We start from the raw sequence: 18,835 nt of genomic DNA on the forward strand, positions 1-18,835 counted from the left end.
CGGGTGAGTGAAAGTTCGTCCAACACCCTGCAATACCGCTTCGACGGGCCGGAAGAGGCCCCCGTCCTGATCCTCGGTCCCTCCCTGGGCACCACCTGGCACATGTGGGACCGCCAGGTGCCGGAGCTGACCAGGCAGTGGCGGGTCTTCCGCTTCGACCTGCCGGGACACGGCGGCGCACCCGCCTACCCGGCCGGATCGGTCACCGAGCTCACCCAGCGGCTGCTGGCCACCCTGGACCGCCTCGGGGTGCAGCGCTTCGGCTACGCGGGCTGCGCGCTCGGCGCCGGCCTCGGCCTGGAGCTCGCCCTGCGCCACCCCGAACGGCTCGCCTCGCTCGCGGTGATCGCGGCCTCGCCGCGCTTCGGCACGGCGGACGAGTTCCGCCAGCGCGGGGTGATCGTGCGCACCAACGGGCTCGACCCCATCGCGCGGACGTCCCCCGACCGCTGGTTCACCACCGGGTTCGCGGCGACGCAGCCCGCGATCACCGACTGGGCCGTGCAGATGGTGCGCACCACGGACCCCGGCTGCTACATCGCCGCCTGCGAGGCGCTGGCGTCGTTCGACGTGCGCGCCGAACTGGGCCGGGTCGGGGTGCCGACCCTCGTCCTGGTCGGCTCCGACGACCAGGTCACCGGGCCCGCCGAGGCACGCACCCTGGTCGCGGGCATCCCGGACGCCCGCCTCGCCGTCGTGCCGGGCGCCTCCCACCTGGTACCGGTCGAGCAGCCCGCCGCCGTCACCGACCTGCTGGTCCGGCATTTCTCCACCGCCTGGCAGCCCGGCTACGTCGAGTCCTCCACCGGCCAGATCGCGATCCCGGCGGCCCCCGTCAAGCCCGCCCTCGCGGACCGGCCGCAGCCCCGGCAGCCCGCGCCCATCGCCGAGATCGCACCGGCGACCGCCCCCGCGCCGGAGACCGGACGCCCCGACCTCTACGACACCGGCATCAAGATCCGCCGCGAGGTGCTCGGCGACGCACACGTCGACCGGACGCTGGCCGAGGCCGACGCGTTCTCCGGGGACTTCCAGGAACTCCTCACCAGATACGCGTGGGGCGAGATATGGAACCGGCCCGGCCTCGACCGGCGCTCGCGCAGCTGTGTCACCCTCGCCGCCCTCGTCGCGGGCGGCCACCTCGACGACCTCGCCGTCCACATCCGGGCCGCCCTGCGCAACGGCCTCACCCCGCTCGAGATCAAGGAGGTGCTGCTGCAGGCGGCCGTCTACTGCGGCATACCGGCGGCGGGCAGCGCCTTCAAGGTGGCGCAGCAGGTCATCCGGGAGGAGACCACGCCCGAGGAGTGACCCGCGGGCCCCGCTGGGCCGGCGGGCGGCCACGACGGCAGGATGGACCCATGAAGCTCACCAAGAAGTCGCACTCGTGCGTGCGCCTCGAAAAGGACGGGCGCACGCTCGTCCTCGACCCCGGGGGATTCAGCGAGCAGGACGCCGCGCTCGGCGCGGACGCCATCCTCGTCACGCACGAGCACCCCGACCACTTCGACGAGGGGCGGCTGCGGGCGGCCATGGAGGCCGACCCGGCCACCGAGATCTGGACGCTGGCCTCCGTCGCCGGGCAGATCGCGGCCGCCTTCCCCGGCCGCGTGCACACCGTCGGCCACGGTGACACCTTCACCGCCGCCGGCTTCGACGTCCAGGTCCACGGGGAGCTGCACGCGGTGATCCACCCGGACATCCCGCGGATCACCAACGTCGGCTACCTGATCGACGGCGGCAAGGTCTTCCACCCCGGCGACGCCCTCACCGTCCCCGACCACCCCGTCGAGACGCTGATGCTCCCGGTGATGGCCCCCTGGAACAAGATCTCCGAGGTCATCGACTACGTCCGCGAAGTCCGGCCGCAGCGCGCCTACGACATCCACGACGCCCTGCTCACCGACCTCGCCCGCCCGATCTACGACCGGCAGATCGGGGCCCTGGGCGGCTCGGAGCACCTGCGGCTGACACCGGGCGGCACGGCGGACCTCTAGCCCGGACGGCGGGCCGGAGGCGTTGTCGGTCCCGCCCGGTAGGTTGTGGGGCATGCGCATCGCGACCTGGAACGTGAACTCGATCACCGCCCGCCTGCCGAGGCTCCTGGCCTGGCTGGAGAGCAGCGGCACCGACGTGCTCTGCCTGCAGGAGGCCAAGCTGGCCGAGGAGCAGTTCCCGTTCGACCAGCTGCGCGAGCTGGGCTACGAGGCGGCGGTGCACGCGACCGGCAGGTGGAACGGCGTGGCGGTGCTCTCCCGCGTCGGCCTGGAGGACGTGGTCAAGGGCCTGCCCGGCGACCCCGGTTACGACGGCGCCACCGAGCCCCGCGCGATCTCGGCGACCTGCGGCAAGGTCCGCGTCTGGTCGGTGTACGTGCCCAACGGCCGTGAGGTGGACCACCCGCACTACGCCTACAAGCTCCAGTGGTTCGAGGCCCTGAAGGCGGCCGTCGCCGGTGACGCGGCCGGCAGCCGCCCCTTCGCGGTCCTCGGCGACTACAACGTCGCCCCGACGGACGACGACGTCTACGACCGGGCCGCCTTCGAGGGCTCCACCCACGTCACCCCGGCCGAGCGCGCCGCCCTCGCCTCCCTGCGCGAGGCGGGCCTGTCGGACGTGGTCCCGCGCCCGCTGAAGTACGAGCACCCCTTCACGTACTGGGACTACCGCCAGCTCTGCTTCCCCAAGAACCGCGGCATGCGCATCGACCTGGTGTACGGCAACGAGCCGTTCGCGAAGGCGGTCAAGGACGCCTACGTCGACCGGGAGGAGCGCAAGGGCAAGGGTGCCTCGGACCACGCGCCGGTGGTCGTGGACCTGGACGTCTGAGGCCTCACAGCAGCCTGAGGTCCACCGACCGCGCGAGGGCCGCCAGCCCCGCGTCCCCCGGGTGCAGATGGTCCCCGCTGTCGTACCCGGGCAGCATCCGTGACGGCCGGGCGGGGTCGCGCGCGACGGCGTCGAAGTCGAGGACGCCGTCGAACGCGTCCGTCCCCCGGACGAAGTCGTTGACCGCGACCCGTTCGGCGTCCGCCGCGGGGGTGCAGCGGGCCTCGCCCTCGCAGGGCAGGACGGTCGCCACCAGCATCCGCAGCCCCCGCGCGTGCCCCCGGACGGCCAGCTCCCGCAGCCCGGCGATCACCTGCCGCGCCGACGTGCCCCACCGCACGTCGTTGACGCCCTCGAAGACGATCACGGTGCGGACGGAGGTCTGGGCGAGGGCGTCGCGGTCGAAGCGGTGCAGCGCGCCGACCCCGCCGGTGTCCGTGGACACCCCGTCGCCGGGATACCCGTCGGTCACCACCCTGTTCCCGGAGACGCCCAGATTGAGCACCCCGTAGCGCGGGACGCGGTCCTGCGCGCGCAGCCGGCCGGCCAGTACGTCGGGCCAGCGCCGGTTCGCGTCCCGCGTCGAGGTGTTGCCGTCGGTGATCGAGTCCCCGATCACCGCCACCGACCCCGGTCCGCCGCCGACGTCCACACCGGTCAGCAGGGGCCAGCTGGTCAGCGTCGTGGTGAACGCCGCCGCGGAGCCCTCCGCCGTGTGGTCGCCCGGCGCGCTCACGTACGAGCGCTGCACCGCGACCCGGTGCACCGGCGCCGCCGTCACCGTGTCCGGCAGGTGGAAGCTCACCAGCAGGTTCGTGTCCTCGGGCACACTGAAGGACAGCGGGTCGCTGAGGACCTGCGCCCCCGCGGGGATCTCGGCCCCGGCCGCCCCACCGAAGGACACCGGCACCGGCACGTCCCGTGCCGCCGCCCCGGCCGCCTGCACGGCCACCGACGCGCCGCCGATCCGCACCGGCGCCGCCGCGAAGGTGTTGTCGAACCGCAGCCGCACCCGCGGACCGCCCGCCGAGGTGTGCACCACCAGCCGCAGCGTCCGCCCGCTCCACGGCCCCACGGCCGGATACCCGGACGTCGCCGCCGCCCAGCTCCCCGTCCAGGCCGCCCCGGACGCCCGGACGGCCAGCGCGAACACGTGCAGGCCCCTCGCCCGCGGCAGGCGCACCGAGGCGACCGTGCGCCCCGCCACCAGCGGCACCGTCACGACGTACAGCCGCGCCCGCTCCCCGAGCCGGCCACCCGGGGTGTTGACGTGGGGGAGCGCCACCGCCTTCGTGGCGAGCGGCCCGGTGCGCCAGTCGGGGGCCGTCAGCGTGTACGAGGAGCGGGTGCCGTTCGTGTACGACACCGAGCCCGCGCCGCCCGGCTCGCCCCCGCCGGTGCCCGTGACCAGGAAGGCGAGCGCGTCGCCGCCGCCGCGCACCCGCACGGACTGCCCGTCGGCGCGGACGTTGTCCGGCTCGCCCGGCCACCGGTCCGGCCAGGTCAGCCGGGCACCCTGCACCGTCAGCGCGCGGCCCGGCGTCCAGCCCGCCGCCGCCAGATCGCCCGCCGACAGGGAGGCGCCGGAGCCGTCGAGGTCCGCCGCGGCCGGCCGGGAGTCGTCGCTGACGGCCCTGTTGTCGAAGAGCCGCTCCAGCGCCAGCGGTTCCGCCGGGCGGCCGGCGACGGCCTCGGCCTCGGCGGAGACGGCCGGCACCAGGGCGGCGAGAAGGACGAGGGCGGTCGCGAAGCCCCGGACCCGTCGGCGCACGCTCCGACTCCTCCCGCTCACCGGTGGGACGAAAGACGCAGGGTGAAGCTAGGGAGGCGGGAGGGGCCCGTCAACGAGGCGTGCACGGACTCGGCGCGAAATCACCCCGAAGTGACCATCCGCGCGCCTGTGGTGCGCACGCCGGTGCGAATGACACGCTGGACGTATGAAGATCCCTTTTCTGGGCCACCCGCACCAGGAGTACGGCGCCCTCGATCCCGAAGGCATCGCCGAACTCCTCGCCGAGTGTGAGCTGCTCCGGTCGCTGGCGTCCCGTGAGGGCGTCCAACTCGACGACTCCGCCGCGTCGTTGGAGGCCCTCGACCAGGTCGTGCCGCGCTGGCGGGACGACGAGGAGGTGCTGCCCTGGCTCGGCAACGACGCGGGGCTGTACCTGGGCACGGTCATCGTGCGCACGGTGCCCGGCGCCGCCTGGGAGATCCGCTCCGACGGGCAGCCCGTCGTCCTGCTCGAGTCCGGCCGGGAGTTCGACGTGGTGGAATCCGGCCAGGAATGGGCGGCCAGCGGCGCCCCCGAGCTCTCGCAGCTGTACGCCGAGGTCGCGGAGTCGTAAATACGGCTAATGCCCGAAAAGTGCGTGTCGTGTATCAACTCGGCCATGGGCCTGGATAGTTTGCGGCAACCACGACACAGCGGAGAGTGAGTAGGGCTGCGTATGGCCGTCGATCCGTTGATCGAACTGCATGACGTCAACAAGTACTACGGAGAGTTGCATGTCCTGCAGGACATCGACCTCACCGTCGGCAAGGGGGAGGTGGTCGTGGTCATCGGCCCGTCCGGGTCGGGGAAGTCGACGCTGTGCCGGACCATCAACCGGCTGGAGACGATCCGGTCCGGCACGATCCTGCTCGACGGAAAGCCGCTGCCCGAGGAGGGCAGGGCGCTCGCGCGGCTCCGCGCCGACGTGGGCATGGTGTTCCAGTCCTTCAACCTCTTCGCCCACAAGACCGTCCTGGAGAACGTCTCGCTCGGCCAGATCAAGGTCCGCGGACGCCGGAAGGGCGAGGCCGACCAGCGCTCGCGGAGGCTCCTCGACCGCGTCGGGCTCGCCGACCAGGCGCCCAAGTACCCGGCCCAGCTCTCCGGCGGCCAGCAGCAGCGCGTGGCCATCGCCCGCGCCCTGGCCATGGAGCCCAAGGCGCTCCTGTTCGACGAGCCGACCTCCGCGCTCGACCCGGAGATGATCAACGAGGTCCTGGAGGTCATGCGGCAGCTGGCCCAGGACGGCATGACGATGATCGTCGTCACCCACGAGATGGGCTTCGCCCGCTCCGCCGCCAACCGCGTCGTGTTCATGTCCGACGGCCGCATCGTCGAGGACCGCGCACCGGAGGAGTTCTTCACCGCCCCGCGCAGCGAGCGCGCCAAGGACTTCCTGTCGAAGATCCTCCAGCACTGAGCCACACGGCCCCCGACGGAGCCGAACCCGCCCGGCAGCGGCCGGAGATCACTGCTCGCGCACCGGAATCGACACGTACGACGGGTCGTCCGCCGGCGAGGAGAAGGTCAGCTGCGCGCCGGACGGGTTGTGCTCGATGTAGAGCGGGTCGACCGTGTCGACGACCAGGGCCAGCCGGTGTCCCGCCGGGACGTCGTAGGCCGTGGAGAACAGCTCCAGGTCCACGCCGAACGGCTCGCCGGGCGTGCGGCCGTGGAAGGTGTACGGCGCGTTGCTGACCAGCTTGCCGAGGCCGAGCGGCCCCACGTCGTAGAGGTAGGCGACGAGGGTGCCGCTCTCCTTGGTCGGGGTGAGCGTGGTGTGCAGCTTCGCGGTGCCGCGCACCCGGCGGGCCGTGGCGTACTTCTCCGACTGCCACACGGCCGCCCAGCGGCGGGGGAGCAGGGGGATGGCGGCCAGGGGCGGCACCTGGGCCACCTGGTCGAGGATGCTGGACAGGAAGACGATCCCGCCGTCCGCTCCGGAGTCGACGTTGGTGTGGATCGTGGTGGTGCCGCCGAGCGCGATCTTCTGCCGGTTCGCGCCCACCGACTTCCAGTCGGGGTACCCCTCGTAGCCGCCCGTGGAGCGGGGCTTGAGCTGGACCGGCGCCTCGCGGTCGATGCCGTTGTCCGTGCCCTTGAGGTAGTGGTCGAACCAGCGCTCGGTGTCCGTCCAGACGTCGTTGGGCAGTCCGAACAGGCCGGTCAGCTCGGCCGTCGCGTGGTCGCCGGGGCGGAACTCCAGGCGCTTGGGGACGGTCAGCTTCTCGTAGAAGTCGGCGTACTGGTTGGCCGGGAAGACGGTGTCGCCCCAGGCGTTGGCCATCAGGACGGCGGCGCCGTTCTTGTTCAGCTGGTCCACGTAGGTTGCGGCTGAACGTTTCTTCCCCCAGTCGATCAGGTCCTGTTCCTTGGCGAGGTTGGAGGCGTAGAAGTCGTCGAAGACCTGCCGGACCTCGGGGTCCTGGCGGCCGGTGACCACGCTCACGCCGTCCAGCAGGGCGGCCGCCTGGACGTGCTGGGTGCGGCCGGAGTAGATCGAGCCGATCAGGTCCGCCCAGCCGCTCAGTGAGGCGACCGCCTTGATCCGCTTGTCGTGCGCGGCGGCGAGCAGGCTGATCCCGGCGCCGTAGGAGACGCCGCCCATGCCGATGTGGGACGCGTCGGCCGGGGTGTTGGCGAGCGCCCAGTCGATGACCTTGGAGGCGTCGGCCGTGTCCTCGGGCCCGGCGACCTCGATGCGTCCGCCGGACTGCCAGAAGCCGCGCACGTTGTAACCGACCACGACGTAACCGGAGTCGGCGAGTCTCTGCGCCTGGGCGAGGTACTCGACCTGGGGGAAGCCCCAGCTCGTGGGGAGCACGATCAGCGGGTAGCGGCGCGTGCCGTCGGCGCCCGCGGGCAGGGTGACGTTCGCCTTCAGGACCGTGCCGCCGTCACCGGTGATGTCGACGAAGCGGACGGCGCCCGTCGCCTGGGCGGCGGGGGCGAGCCCGAGGACGCCACCGGCGATCAACGACGCCGAGACGGCGGCCACGGCGGTCGTGCGCAGAGCCCTGCGATGGTGTCCCACGGGTCACTCCTCACTTGGTCAGAGCAAAGTGACCAGACGGTAACCGTCGCTTGCTACCGGAAGTAACCCGTCGGTAAGTTACGTGCCAGTAACGATTGTTGGGATGTGAATCAATTCAGGACGAGCGATGGGAGTTGCGTGGAGCCGGCGTCACCGCCGTCGCGGCCGGCAGGGGGTCCTGCGCCGCGCGCGTCACATCGGCGACCAGCTCCACCACATCGGGGCCGTACGCCTGGGAGTTGACCACCTTGAGCAGGAGCACGAAGGACTTGTTGCCGTACTTGCGCGCCAACTGCTCGTGATGGCGCGCCAGATAGCGCGTCGCCGCCTGGTTCGTGATCGCCCGCTGGCCGCAGAAGAGGAACACGGGACGGGACTGCCCCGTGGTGATCCGGGCCAGCAAAACGTACTCGGTGATGCCGGAATCCAGTCGGTAGCGCTCGCTCCCGATCTGGAACGCGCCCCGGTCCGGGCCCGGTTCGGGATCGATATTGACGCGCACCCCCGGCAGCATGGCCGACATGTGCGCGAGCATCCGCCGGTTCGACCCCGGCCCGCCCACGCAGAACTCGGTCCGCTCGCCGAAGCCCTGCTGCGCCGCGTCCTGGGTGACGACCTGCGCGTTCGCCCCGCAGTCCTTGATGAGCGCGGACAGTTCCAGCAGGGCGAACACGTCGTACCGGTGCACCGCCAGATCCGGGCTGCCCGCGTCCCGGTTCACCACCAGCAGCGTCTCGGAGTTGTCCGGCAGCCCGAAGAACGCCTGCTTGCGGCGGAGTCTGCGCTTCCACAGGTAGGTGCGGGCGATCCAGCCGAGCGCGGCGCTGATGCCCGCCGCGACCACTCCCAGGACGATGTTGCGCACGTCGTCATTCATGGGCGCGCATGCTAGCGGGCCCGCGCAAACCCGTGTTCGAGGGCCGGGCCGCGCCTTCCTGACGTGGCCATGAGGATGGCATAGGCTGCCCGGACGGCCCTTCACTGGAGGTACGGATGCGTCGCCCTGTCGCGAGAAAACTGTCGGTCCTGGCGATCTCGGCCGCCGTGGTGTCGGTGGGGGCGGCGGCACCGCCCACGGACGCGACGAGGGGCGCTCCGGCGAAAGTACCGGTCGCCGTCGGCTACGGGGGAGCGGTCGCGAGCGTCGACGCGGACGCCTCCGCGGCCGGCATCGAGGTCCTGCGCAAGGGCGGCAACGCCGTCGACGCGGCCGTCGCCACGGCCGCCGCGCTCGGTGTCACCGAGCCCTATTCCTCCGGCATCGGAGGCGGCGGCTACTTCGTCTACTACGACGCCAAGTCCCGCACCGTGCACACCATCGACGGCCGCGAGACCGCCCCGCTGACCGCCGGCTCCGACCTCTTCCTCGAGAACGGCAAGCCGCTCGCCTTCGCCGACGCCGTCAGCAGCGGCCTGAGCGTCGGCACGCCGGGCACGCCCGCCACCTGGCAGACGGCGCTGGACAAGTGGGGCAGCAGGAGACTCGGCACGGTGCTCAAGCCCGCCGAGCGGATCGCCCGCGACGGCTTCGTCGTCGACGACACCTTCCGCTCCCAGACCGCCGCCAACGAGACCCGCTTCCGGTACTTCCCGGACACGGCGAAGCTGTTCCTCCCGGGTGGGCAACTGCCGGTGGTCGGCTCCACCTTCAAGAACCCCGAACTCGCCCGGACCTACCGGGAGCTGGGCAGGAAGGGCGTCGGGGCGATCTACCACGGCGACCTCGGGCAGGACATCGTGAACACGGTCGAGAAGCCCCCGGTGGACCCGGCCTCGGGCTGGAACGCGCGCCCGGGCAAGCTCACCGAGAAGGACCTCGCGGCCTACGCCGCCAAGCTCCAGGCGCCCACCGAGACGGCGTACCGCGGCCTGAAGGTGTACTCGATCGCGCCCTCCTCCTCGGGCGGCACCACGGTCGGCGAGGCCCTCAACATCCTGGAGAACACCGACCTTTCGAAGGCCGGTGAGGTCCAGTACCTGCACCACTACATCGAGGCGAGCCGGATCGCGTTCGCCGACCGTGGGCGCTGGGTCGGCGACCCCGCCTTCGAGGACGTACCGACGAAGGAACTGCTGTCGCAGAAGTACGCCGACTCGCGAGCGTGCCTCATCAAGGACGACGCGGTGCTGACCAGCCCCTTGGCACCGGGCGACCCCCGGCACCCCGCTGCGTGCGGCTCGGGCGGTACGGCGGCACCGACGACGTACGAGGGCGAGAACACCACGCACCTGACGGTGGCCGACAAGTGGGGCGACGTCGTGTCCTACACGCTGACCATCGAGCAGACCGGCGGCAGCGGGATCACCGTGCCCGGACGCGGGTTCCTGCTCAACAACGAGCTGACGGACTTCTCCTTCGCCCCCGCCAACCCCGCCGTGCACGACCCGAACCTGCCGGGCCCCGGCAAGCGCCCGCGGTCCTCGATCTCCCCGACCATCGTCCTCGACCGGCACAACACACCTGTGGTGGCCGTGGGTTCACCGGGCGGGGCGACGATCATCACCACCGTGCTGCAGGTGCTGACCGAGTTCCTCGACCGTCACCTGCCGCTGGTCGACGCGATTGCCGCGCCGCGGGCCAGCCAGCGCAACGCCGCCAAGACGGAGCTCGAACCCGGTCTCTACAACAGCGACTTGAGGACCAGGCTGGAGGCCATCGGGCACTCGTTCTCGCTCAACCCCGAGATCGGGGCCGCCACCGGCGTGCAGCGGCTGCCCGGCGGCAAGTGGCTGGCCGCCGCCGAGACCGTACGACGGGGCGGGGGATCGGCCCAGGTGGTCGACCCGGTCCGGTAGCTCCCGACGGCGGGCGCGGGGACCGGTCGCCCGGTTCCCGCGCCCTCAGGCCTCCTGCCCGGGGCGGAAGTCCAGCGCGCCGCCGGACGCGTCCACCGTCACCCGGCCGCCCTTCTTGACCGTGCCGTCGAGCAGCAGCAGGGACAGGCGGTTGTCCACCTCGCGCTGGATCGTGCGGCGCAGCGGACGGGCGCCGTACTCCGGCTGGTAGCCGCGCTCCGCCAGCCAGTCCACCGCCGCGTCCGTGAAGTCGACCGTGATGTCCTGGGCCTGCATCAGACGGCGCGTCCGCTCCAGCAACAGCTCGGTGATGCGCCGCAGCTGATCGCCCGTCAGCTGGCGGAAGACGACGATCTCGTCGATCCGGTTGAGGAACTCGGGGCGGAAGTGCTCGCGCAGCGGACGCAGGATCTGCTCGCGCCGGGCCTCCTCGTCGGCGTCCGCGCCGCCCGCGCCGAAGCCGATGCCCGCGCCGCGGCGCGAGATGGCCTCGGAGCCGAGGTTGCTGGTCATCACGATGACCGTGTTGGTGAAGTCGACCGTGCGGCCCTGCGAGTCGGTCAGGCGGCCGTCGTCGAGCACCTGCAGCAGGATGTTGAAGACGTCCGGGTGCGCCTTCTCCACCTCGTCCAGCAGGAGCAGCGAGTACGGGTGCCGGCGGACCACCTCGGTGAGCTGGCCGGCCTCCTCGTGGCCGACGTACCCGGGCGGGGCGCCGACCAGGCGGCTGACGGTGTGGCGTTCCTGGTACTCGCTCATGTCGAGGCGGACCATGCGCTCCTCGCTGCCGAACAGGGCCTCGGCCAGGGCACGGGCCAGTTCCGTCTTGCCCACGCCGGTCGGGCCGAGGAAGAGGAAGCTGCCGATCGGCCGGTCGGGGCTGGCCAGCCCGGCACGCGAGCGCATGACCGCCTCGGCGACCACGGCGACCGCCTCGTCCTGGCCGACGACCCGCTCGTGCAGGTGCCCCTCCAGCCCGAGCAGCTTCTCCTTCTCCTCCTGGGTGAGGCTGGCGACCGGGATGCCCGTCTGCCGGGACACCACCTCCGCGATAGCCTCGGCGGTCACCTCCAGCTGGCCCTCGTCGGCCTGATCACCGCCCGAGGTGTCGGCGATCCGCTGCTTCAACTCCGCGATACGGTCCCGCAACTGGGTCGCCCGCTCGTAACTCTCGTCGGCGACCGCTTGGTCCTTGTCGCAGGTCAGCTGCTCGATCTCGCGCTCCAGGGTCCGTACGTCCGTGCCCTTCGTGCGGGCGCGCAGCCGTACCCGGGCGCCCGCCTGGTCGATCAGGTCGATGGCCTTGTCGGGCAGGCGGCGGTCGGTCAGGTAGCGGTCGGACAGCTCGACGGCGGCGACCAGCGCCTCGTCGGTGTAGCGGACCTGGTGGTGGGCCTCGTAGCGGTCGCGCAGACCGCGCAGGATCTCCAGGGCGTCCGGGACGGAGGGCTCGGGCACCAGGATGGGCTGGAAGCGGCGGGCCAGGGCCGCGTCCTTCTCGATGCGGCGGAACTCCTCCAGCGTCGTCGCCCCGACGATGTGTAGCTCCCCCTTGCCAGGGCCGGCTTGAGGATGTTGCCCGCGTCCATCGAACCGCTCTCGCCACCACCGCCCGCGCCGACGACGGTGTGCAACTCGTCGATGAAGACGATCAGTTGGTCGGAGTGGGCGCGGATCTCGCCGACGATGTTGGTGAGCCGCTCCTCGAAGTCGCCCCGGTAACGCGTGCCCGCGACGACACCGGTCAGGTCCAGCGCGACAACCCGCCGCCCGATCAGCACGTCGGGGACGTCCCCGTCCGCGATCCGCTGGGCCAGCCCCTCCACGATGGCGGTCTTGCCGACGCCCGCGTCCCCGATGAGCACCGGGTTGTTCTTGCCGCGCCGGGAGAGCACCTCGATGGTCTGCTCGATCTCGTCGTCCCGGCCGATCACCGGGTCGATACGGCCCTGCCGCGCCAGGTCGGTCAGGTCGCGGCCGTACTTGTCGAGGGTGGGTGTACCCGTGGCACGCGGCCGTTCCGTCCGGGGCTGGGCCGTCTCCGGCTGCTCGGGCGGCAGACCGGACGGGGCGAAGCGGGCCGAGTTGAGAATGTGCCCGGCCGCCGAGTCAGGGTTGGCCGCGAGCGCGCTGAGGACGTGCTCGGGGCCGATGTAGCCGGCGCCACTCGCCCGCGCCAGGTCGTGCGCGTCCAGCAGGGCGCGCTTGACGGCCGGGGTCAGCGACAGCGAGGTGGGCGCCGGTGCCTCCTCGGGGGTGTGCTGGACGGGACCGGAGCGCTCGTCGATCTCCGACGCCAGCGAGTCGGGGTCGGCGCCGGCCCGGCTGAGCAGACTCCGGGTCGGCTCGGCGGACAGCGCGGCCCGCAGCAGATGCTGGGTGTCCAGGTCCCGGCTGCCGTGCTCGGCCGCGTACTGGGCGGCGCCCCGGACCAGCTCCCGGGCCGGCTGACTGAGCAGACGGCCGATGTCGATCTGCCGTGGGCCTTGGCGGGGGCCGCCGAAGAAGCGGGCGAAGAATTCCTGGAAGGGGTCCGATCCGAAGTCGCCGGGACCGGGGAAGCCGCTGGTCATGAGCGTTCGTTCCGTTCCGGCGTCCCGGCGCCTGGCGGGACGCGCTCGCTGATCGACGTGCCGGTCCACGCGGGTGCCCCTGCAGGTCCCGGTTACACCACCTTGGCACGGCCCCCGGAAGGGGGCACGTCCAGCGGGTCCGGGGGTGCGTTCCGGGGGTGCGTCCGAGGGGAGGAGGGGCGGCCGGCGCACGGCCCGGGGCAAGGTGGCGGTTCCGCGGTGGCCCGCGGTGCATGAAGGCTCGCCACGGGCCCGGTACGGGTCCTGAGACGGTCCGGCAGTGCGCCGGCGAGGTCGGGAGGACGTCCGGCGGTGGTGCCGGGCAGTGGTCCTGCGGTGGTGCCGCGGCGGTCCCGCACCGGCCCTGGTCCCGGACGGGGCCCGGCAGCCCCCGGCGGTTCGTCGGGCGGTGCGACGTCGCACGCGACCGGCACGGCCTGCCGGGAGGTCCGCTACGGCAGCGGCGCGGGCGGTCAGTCGGGGGCATCGGGTCGGCACAAGGCCGGGCGGTCAGTCGGGGCGCGGGTCGGCAAAGACCCCGGCCCCGGGCGACTCACCGCGCGCTCAGAATGCGCGGTCCGTCGTCGGTGATCGCCACCGTGTGCTCCACGTGGGCCGCACGAGAGCCGTCGTTCGTGCGCAGGGTCCAGCCGTCCGGAGCCTCGTGGTAGCCGTCCCGGCCGCTCGCGATGAGCATCGGCTCGATCGCGAGGGCCATGCCGTGGCGGAGCCGGAAGCCGCGGCCCGGGCGGCCCTCGTTGGGCACCGAGGGGTCCTCGTGCATCCGGCGGCCGATGCCGTGGCCCCCGAACCCCTGCGGGATGCCGTATCCGGCGGCCCGGCACACCGTGCCGATCGCGTGCGCGATGTCGCCGGTGCGGTTGCCGACCACCGCCGCCTCGATGCCGGCCGCCAGCGCCCGCTCCGCCGTCTCGATCAGACGTACGTCGGCCGGGCGCGGCTCGCCCACGACGAAACTGATCGCCGAGTCGCTGGCCCAGCCGTCCAGTTCGGCCCCGCAGTCGATGGAGACGAGATCGCCGTCGCGTAGCCGGTAGCCGGTCGGGATGCCGTGCACGATCGCGTCGTTCACCGAGGCGCAGATGACCGCCGGGAAAGGGACCGGTGCGAAGGAGGGACGGTAGCCGAGGAAGGGGGAGGAGGCACCGGCCTCCCGCAGCACCCCGCGGGCCACCTCGTCCAACTCCAGCAGGGAGACGCCCACGTCCGCGGCCTGCCGTACGGCCGTCAGAGTCCGGCCGAGCACCTGGCCCGCCGCGTGCATCGCGTCGATCGATGTGTCTGTCTTGAGCTCCACCATGCCAATTACTATACCGGCTTACTCGACCGGCTAGAAATGCGGGATTAGAATGACGGCATGGTGCGCACCCCTCTCACCCCAGAAGAGCGTGAACGCGGCGAGCGTCTCGGGCGCCTGCTCCGCGATGCCCGCGGCGGCCGCAGCATGACTGACGTCGCCGCGGCGGCGGGGATCTCCGCGGAGACCCTCCGCAAGATCGAGACGGGGCGGGCGCCGACACCGGCGTTCTTCACCGTCGCCGCGCTCGCCCGGACCCTCGGCCTGTCGATGGACGACCTCGTCACCCAGTGCGCTCTGCTGCCCGTGTAGCGCGCATCGGTCAAGATCCCGTAATGAGCTCTCCGCGCGCCGCCTGCAAACTGTCCGTAGCACCGCCGTAACACGACTGGTGTTGCCTACGGAACCGGAGTGCTCCGGTCTGGCGGGAGTTGAGCGATGACTGTGGATCAACTCCCGGGTCAGGTGCGGGAGTTCGCGAACTACCTGAACGGCCTGCTGGTGCGCCTGGACCAGCGTGGCGGCTGGTGCGCGGTGTTCTGGCAGCGCGATCCCGACGGGATGCACGCCTGTCTCGACGGGCGCGAGGTGCCGCCGTGGGACGTCATGGAGGCGCTGCTGCACGACCTCGCGGCGGCCCTCGGCCCCGGCGCCGCCGCCCCGGAACAGGAGCGGGCCCGCGCGCTGCACGCCGCCGCGCTCACCGCGTACGACGCCCGGCCCGGCGGCCGGGACGCCCTGAGCGACCGGCTCGACGTCATGCTCCGCGAACAGCGCTACGCCGCCGAACGGCAGGCGCAGCTGAGCCGTCTGCTCACCTCCGCCGCCACCCGCCAGGAGGCCGACGCCCTCCGCCTCGACCTCGCCTGGGCCCGCGACGACCACCATCGCGCCACCGCCCGGTGCGCCGAACTCCGAGCCCGTATGGCCGAGTCGGACCGGCGCGCGACGGGGGAGCGGGAGTCGGCCGTGCGCCGCGGACCCCTCGCGCCCAGCGCGCCGTACCGTATCGACGGCCCTTCCCGGGGCGACGCCGCACCCTCCGGCGAAGCCTGGACGGACGAAGGGGGCGGCCTGCCCGCCGCCTCCGCGCGAGAACGCGGGCCGTACGGCTCCGGGGGAGCGGGTACCGGGGACGGCCGGCAGGGCGGCTCGCACCCCACCTGGGCCGCTCGCCCGAACTTCGTCCGTGGCGAGGCCGCCGCCCCCGCCTCACACGGCCCGCACGCCCCTGATGCCGGCCTCCGGGCCGCGTCCCCGGCGCCCGACCCGCGCGAACAGCGCGACCCGGACGCTGCGCGACCCAGGAGTCCTGGGCCCGCCCACACCCGCTCCACCTCCGAACCCTCCCTCCCCGAAGCCCGCTCCCCCCAGCCCCCGCCCCCGATTCCGACGCCCCGGAAGTCCCCGCTCCCAAGCAGCGCAAGCGCCGCCGTGGGAGTGCCCGGTTCGCCGGGATGGGGGAGGAGGCCGCTGCCGTCGTCGCGCCGCCGGCCGGCACACCTGCCGTCGCCGGCCCCGCCGCCACCGAGGGCCGTACCCCCCGCGGAGCGCGGTTCGCCGGGGCCGCAGAGGCCCCCGAGCGGCAGCCGGAGCCCGAGACGGAGCCGCTGGACACGGCGGGGCCGCGGGAGGTGGCGGAGGCCGTCGGCAGGCTGGTGCGGCTGCGTGCCGAAGGGCGCAGCGGCGACGCGCACGCGCTGCTCGTCGAGGTCGCCCACTGGCCCGCCACCCGGTTCCCGCTGCTCGCCGCGGAGCTTCAGGACGCGGGACTCGGCTTCGACTGGGCGACCCTGCTGTGGGAGGCCGCCTCGCTGCCCGCCGACCGGCTGGTCGCCGCGGCGGACGCGCTGGTCGCGGCCGGGCGCGCGGCCGACGCGGAGCAGATCCTGCGGCAGGGCGTCGTACGGCCGGCCACGGAGATCGGGCAGGCCGTGCTGGGGCTCTCGGCCGAGGGGCGCCGGCGTGAGGTGGGCGCGCTGCTGGACGCCTACGTCCGCGTCCGCACCCCCGAGGAGGCGGCCCGCAGCGCGGAAGCCGACCCGGGCGTCCTCGTCCCGCTTCTGCTGGAGGCCGCGCACGGCGTGTCGGAGGAGCGACACTGGGATCTGGTGCACGCCCTCCGGGTAGCCGGATTCACCGCCTGACACCCGCCCGCCGACCTTCCGCGAGAACCCTCACATCCCTCTCCCACCGGCCTCTCCGATCACCCACAGGAGTGCGAAACATGATCGACACTGCGGGTTGACGGCGATGGTCTTGGCAAGGCCCTCCCGGAGGCTTACGTTCATCCCTCTACGGCCGAATCTACGGGCGTAGAGGCTCTGACGTCCCCGCCGAAGGAGCAGCTCATGGCCAACGTCGTACGTGCCGCTCTGGTCCAGGCCACCTGGACCGGCGACACCGAGTCCATGGTGGCGAAACACGAGGAGCACGCCCGCGAGGCGGCCCGACAGGGCGCGAAGGTCATCGGCTTCCAGGAAGTGTTCAACGCCCCCTACTTCTGCCAGGTCCAGGAGCCCGAGCACTACCGCTGGGCCGAGCCGGTGCCCGACGGGCCGACCGTCCGCCGTATGCAGGAGCTCGCCCGCGAGACCGGGATGGTGGTCGTCGTCCCCGTCTTCGAGGTCGAGCAGTCCGGGTTCTACTACAACACCGCCGCCGTGATCGACGCCGACGGCACCTTCCTCGGCAAGTACCGCAAGCACCACATCCCGCAGGTCAAAGGCTTCTGGGAGAAGTACTACTTCAAGCCGGGCAACATCGGCTGGCCCGTCTTCGACACGGCGGTCGGCAAGGTCGGCGTCTACATCTGCTACGACCGCCACTTCCCCGAAGGCTGGCGCCAACTCGGCCTCAACGGCGCCCAGTTGGTGTACAACCCGTCGGCCACCCACCGCGGCCTGTCCTCCTACCTGTGGCGGCTGGAACAGCCCGCCGCGGCCGTCGCCAACGAGTACTTCATCGCCGCCATCAACCGCGTCGGCCAGGAGGAGTACGGCGACAACGACTTCTACGGGACGAGCTACTTCGTCGACCCGCGCGGCCAGTTCGTGGGCGACGTCGCCAGCGACACCAAGGAAGAACTCGTCGTCCGCGACCTGGACTTCGACCTGATCGAGGAAGTGCGCCGGCAGTGGGCGTTCTACCGGGATCGACGACCCGACGCCTACGAGGGGCTGGTGCAGCCGTGAGCGACCTCTACGCACGCCATCGATCCGTCCTGCCGGACTGGCTCGCCCTCTACTACGGCGACCCGATCGAGATCACCCACGGCGAGGGCCGCCACGTCTGGGACTCGGACGGCAACAAGTACCTCGACTTCTTCGGCGGCATCCTCACCACGATGACCGCGCACGCGCTGCCCGAGGTGACGAAGGCGGTGAGCGAGCAAGCCGGGCGGATCCTCCACTCGTCGACCCTCTACCTCAACCGCCCCATGGTCGAACTCGCGGAGCGCATCGCCCAGTTGAGCGGCATCCCGGACGCCCGTGTCTTCTTCACCACCTCGGGGACCGAGGCCAACGACACCGCGCTGCTGCTCGCCACGACCTACCGGCGCAGCAACACGATCCTGGCGATGCGCAACAGCTACCACGGCCGCTCCTTCAGCGCCGTCGGCATCACCGGCAACCGCGGCTGGTCGCCGACCTCGCTGTCCCCGCTGCAGACGCTCTACGTCCACGGCGGTGTCCGCACCCGCGGCCCGTACGCCTCCCTGAGCGACGCCGACTTCATCGCGGCCTGCGTCGACGACCTCAAGGACCTGCTCGGGCACACCCGCCCGCCCGCGGCCCTGATCGCCGAACCGATCCAGGGCGTCGGCGGCTTCACCTCGGGTCCCGACGGCCTGTACGCGGCCTTCCGCGAGGTCCTCGCCGAGCGCGGCATCCTGTGGATCGCCGACGAGGTGCAGACCGGCTGGGGCCGCACCGGCGACCACTTCTGGGGTTGGCAGGCACACGGACAGAACGGGCCGCCGGACATCCTCACCTTCGCCAAGGGCATCGGCAACGGCAGCTCCATCGGGGGTGTCGTCGCCCGCGCCGAGATCATGAACTGCCTGGACGCCAACAGCATCTCGACGTTCGGCGGCACCCAGATCACCATGGCGGCGGGCCTGGCCAACCTCACCTACCTCCTGGAGCACGACCTGCAGGGCAACGCCCGGCGCGTCGGCGGACTGCTCGCCGAGCGGCTGCGGGCCGTCGCCGCACAGGTCCCGCACGTACGGGAGGTGCGCGGGCGCGGACTGATGCTCGGCGTCGAACTGGTCAGGCCCGGCACCGACCAGGCCGATCCGGACGCGGCGGCCGCCGTGCTGGAGGCGACCCGCGCGGGCGGGCTGCTGATCGGCAAGGGCGGCGGCCACAACACCAGCGCCCTGCGCATCGCCCCGCCGCTGTCCCTGACCGTCGCGGAGGCCGAGGAAGGCGCCGCGATCCTCGAATCCGCTCTGAGGAGCCTGTCGTAGCCGTGCGCTGAGCAGCCGTGCGCTGAGCAAGGGAAGACCC

The 18,835-nt window shown here is 72.4% G+C and carries 14 protein-coding genes and 1 pseudogene; 10 read left to right on the forward strand and 5 right to left on the reverse strand.

Annotation, left to right across the window (positions count from 1 at the left end; translation table 11 throughout):
• Window positions 1–3 precede the first annotated feature (3 nt).
• Genes pcaDC through LN251_RS25170 form a run of 3 tightly spaced genes read left to right on the forward strand, consistent with a single transcriptional unit; the run spans window position 4 to window position 2,829 of the window.
• Entirely contained in the window at window positions 4–1,311 is a 1,308-nt protein-coding gene (pcaDC, locus tag LN251_RS25160) for a bifunctional 3-oxoadipate enol-lactonase/4-carboxymuconolactone decarboxylase PcaDC (protein ID WP_458246375.1), read from the forward strand.
• Between the two features lie 50 nt (window positions 1,312–1,361).
• Entirely contained in the window at window positions 1,362–1,997 is a 636-nt protein-coding gene (locus LN251_RS25165; RefSeq protein WP_383669986.1) for an MBL fold metallo-hydrolase, read from the forward strand.
• Window positions 1,998–2,049: 52 nt separating this feature from the next.
• Window positions 2,050–2,829 (forward strand): exodeoxyribonuclease III, encoded by a 780-nt coding sequence (locus tag LN251_RS25170; protein ID WP_458246376.1) that lies wholly within the window; start codon window positions 2,050–2,052, stop codon window positions 2,827–2,829.
• A 4-nt stretch (window positions 2,830–2,833) separates the two neighbouring features.
• Here LN251_RS25170 and LN251_RS25175 read toward each other — a convergent pair whose 3' ends face one another.
• Window positions 2,834–4,600: an SGNH/GDSL hydrolase family protein gene (locus tag LN251_RS25175; RefSeq protein ID WP_458246377.1), complete on the reverse strand. Its 1,767-nt coding sequence runs from the start codon at window positions 4,598–4,600 to the stop codon at window positions 2,834–2,836.
• Between the two features lie 166 nt (window positions 4,601–4,766).
• Between LN251_RS25175 and LN251_RS25180 the strand changes: the two genes are divergently transcribed.
• Window positions 4,767–5,174: a DUF6278 family protein gene (locus LN251_RS25180; RefSeq protein WP_249839673.1), complete on the forward strand. Its 408-nt coding sequence runs from the start codon at window positions 4,767–4,769 to the stop codon at window positions 5,172–5,174.
• A gap of 102 nt (window positions 5,175–5,276) precedes the next feature.
• Window positions 5,277–6,020, forward strand: a complete 744-nt coding sequence (locus LN251_RS25185; RefSeq protein WP_458246378.1) for an amino acid ABC transporter ATP-binding protein — start codon at window positions 5,277–5,279, stop codon at window positions 6,018–6,020.
• 48 nt (window positions 6,021–6,068) lie between these two features.
• Here LN251_RS25185 and LN251_RS25190 read toward each other — a convergent pair whose 3' ends face one another.
• Complete coding sequence (locus LN251_RS25190; protein WP_458246379.1) at window positions 6,069–7,634, reverse strand: CocE/NonD family hydrolase; 1,566 nt, start codon at window positions 7,632–7,634, stop codon at window positions 6,069–6,071.
• 115 nt (window positions 7,635–7,749) lie between these two features.
• Window positions 7,750–8,511 (reverse strand): hypothetical protein, encoded by a 762-nt coding sequence (locus LN251_RS25195; protein ID WP_458246380.1) that lies wholly within the window; start codon window positions 8,509–8,511, stop codon window positions 7,750–7,752.
• A 116-nt stretch (window positions 8,512–8,627) separates the two neighbouring features.
• Between LN251_RS25195 and ggt the strand changes: the two genes are divergently transcribed.
• A complete protein-coding gene (gene ggt / locus LN251_RS25200; protein ID WP_458246381.1) occupies window positions 8,628–10,430 on the forward strand; it encodes a gamma-glutamyltransferase in 1,803 nt (600 codons plus the stop codon).
• Between the two features lie 45 nt (window positions 10,431–10,475).
• On the opposite strand, the pseudogene LN251_RS25205 reads toward ggt, so the two are convergent.
• A pseudogene (locus tag LN251_RS25205) lies at window positions 10,476–13,003 on the reverse strand (ATP-dependent Clp protease ATP-binding subunit).
• 553 nt (window positions 13,004–13,556) lie between these two features.
• Window positions 13,557–14,324 (reverse strand): type I methionyl aminopeptidase, encoded by a 768-nt coding sequence (gene map, locus LN251_RS25210; protein ID WP_458246382.1) that lies wholly within the window; start codon window positions 14,322–14,324, stop codon window positions 13,557–13,559.
• Window positions 14,325–14,381: 57 nt separating this feature from the next.
• On the opposite strand from map, the gene LN251_RS25215 reads away from it, so the two are divergent.
• The 4 genes from LN251_RS25215 to LN251_RS25230 all read left to right on the forward strand — a co-directional run bounded on the left by LN251_RS25215 (window position 14,382) and on the right by LN251_RS25230 (window position 18,795).
• Complete coding sequence (locus LN251_RS25215) at window positions 14,382–14,633, forward strand: helix-turn-helix domain-containing protein (RefSeq protein WP_249839680.1); 252 nt, start codon at window positions 14,382–14,384, stop codon at window positions 14,631–14,633.
• A 1,145-nt stretch (window positions 14,634–15,778) separates the two neighbouring features.
• Window positions 15,779–16,468 carry a hypothetical protein gene (locus LN251_RS25220; RefSeq protein ID WP_458246383.1) on the forward strand — a complete coding sequence of 230 codons (690 nt, stop codon included), beginning with the start codon at window positions 15,779–15,781 and terminating at the stop codon, window positions 16,466–16,468.
• Between the two features lie 204 nt (window positions 16,469–16,672).
• Window positions 16,673–17,515, forward strand: a complete 843-nt coding sequence (locus LN251_RS25225) for a nitrilase-related carbon-nitrogen hydrolase (RefSeq protein ID WP_383670013.1) — start codon at window positions 16,673–16,675, stop codon at window positions 17,513–17,515.
• The gene (locus LN251_RS25230) at window positions 17,512–18,795 is read left to right on the forward strand and encodes an aspartate aminotransferase family protein (RefSeq protein ID WP_458246384.1); all 1,284 of its coding nucleotides are present in this window, start codon (window positions 17,512–17,514) and stop codon (window positions 18,793–18,795) included. The genes LN251_RS25225 and LN251_RS25230 overlap by 4 nt, the downstream gene beginning before the upstream one ends.
• Window positions 18,796–18,835 lie beyond the last annotated feature (40 nt).

The organism is Streptomyces sp. MAI_2237 (genome assembly GCF_054189285.1).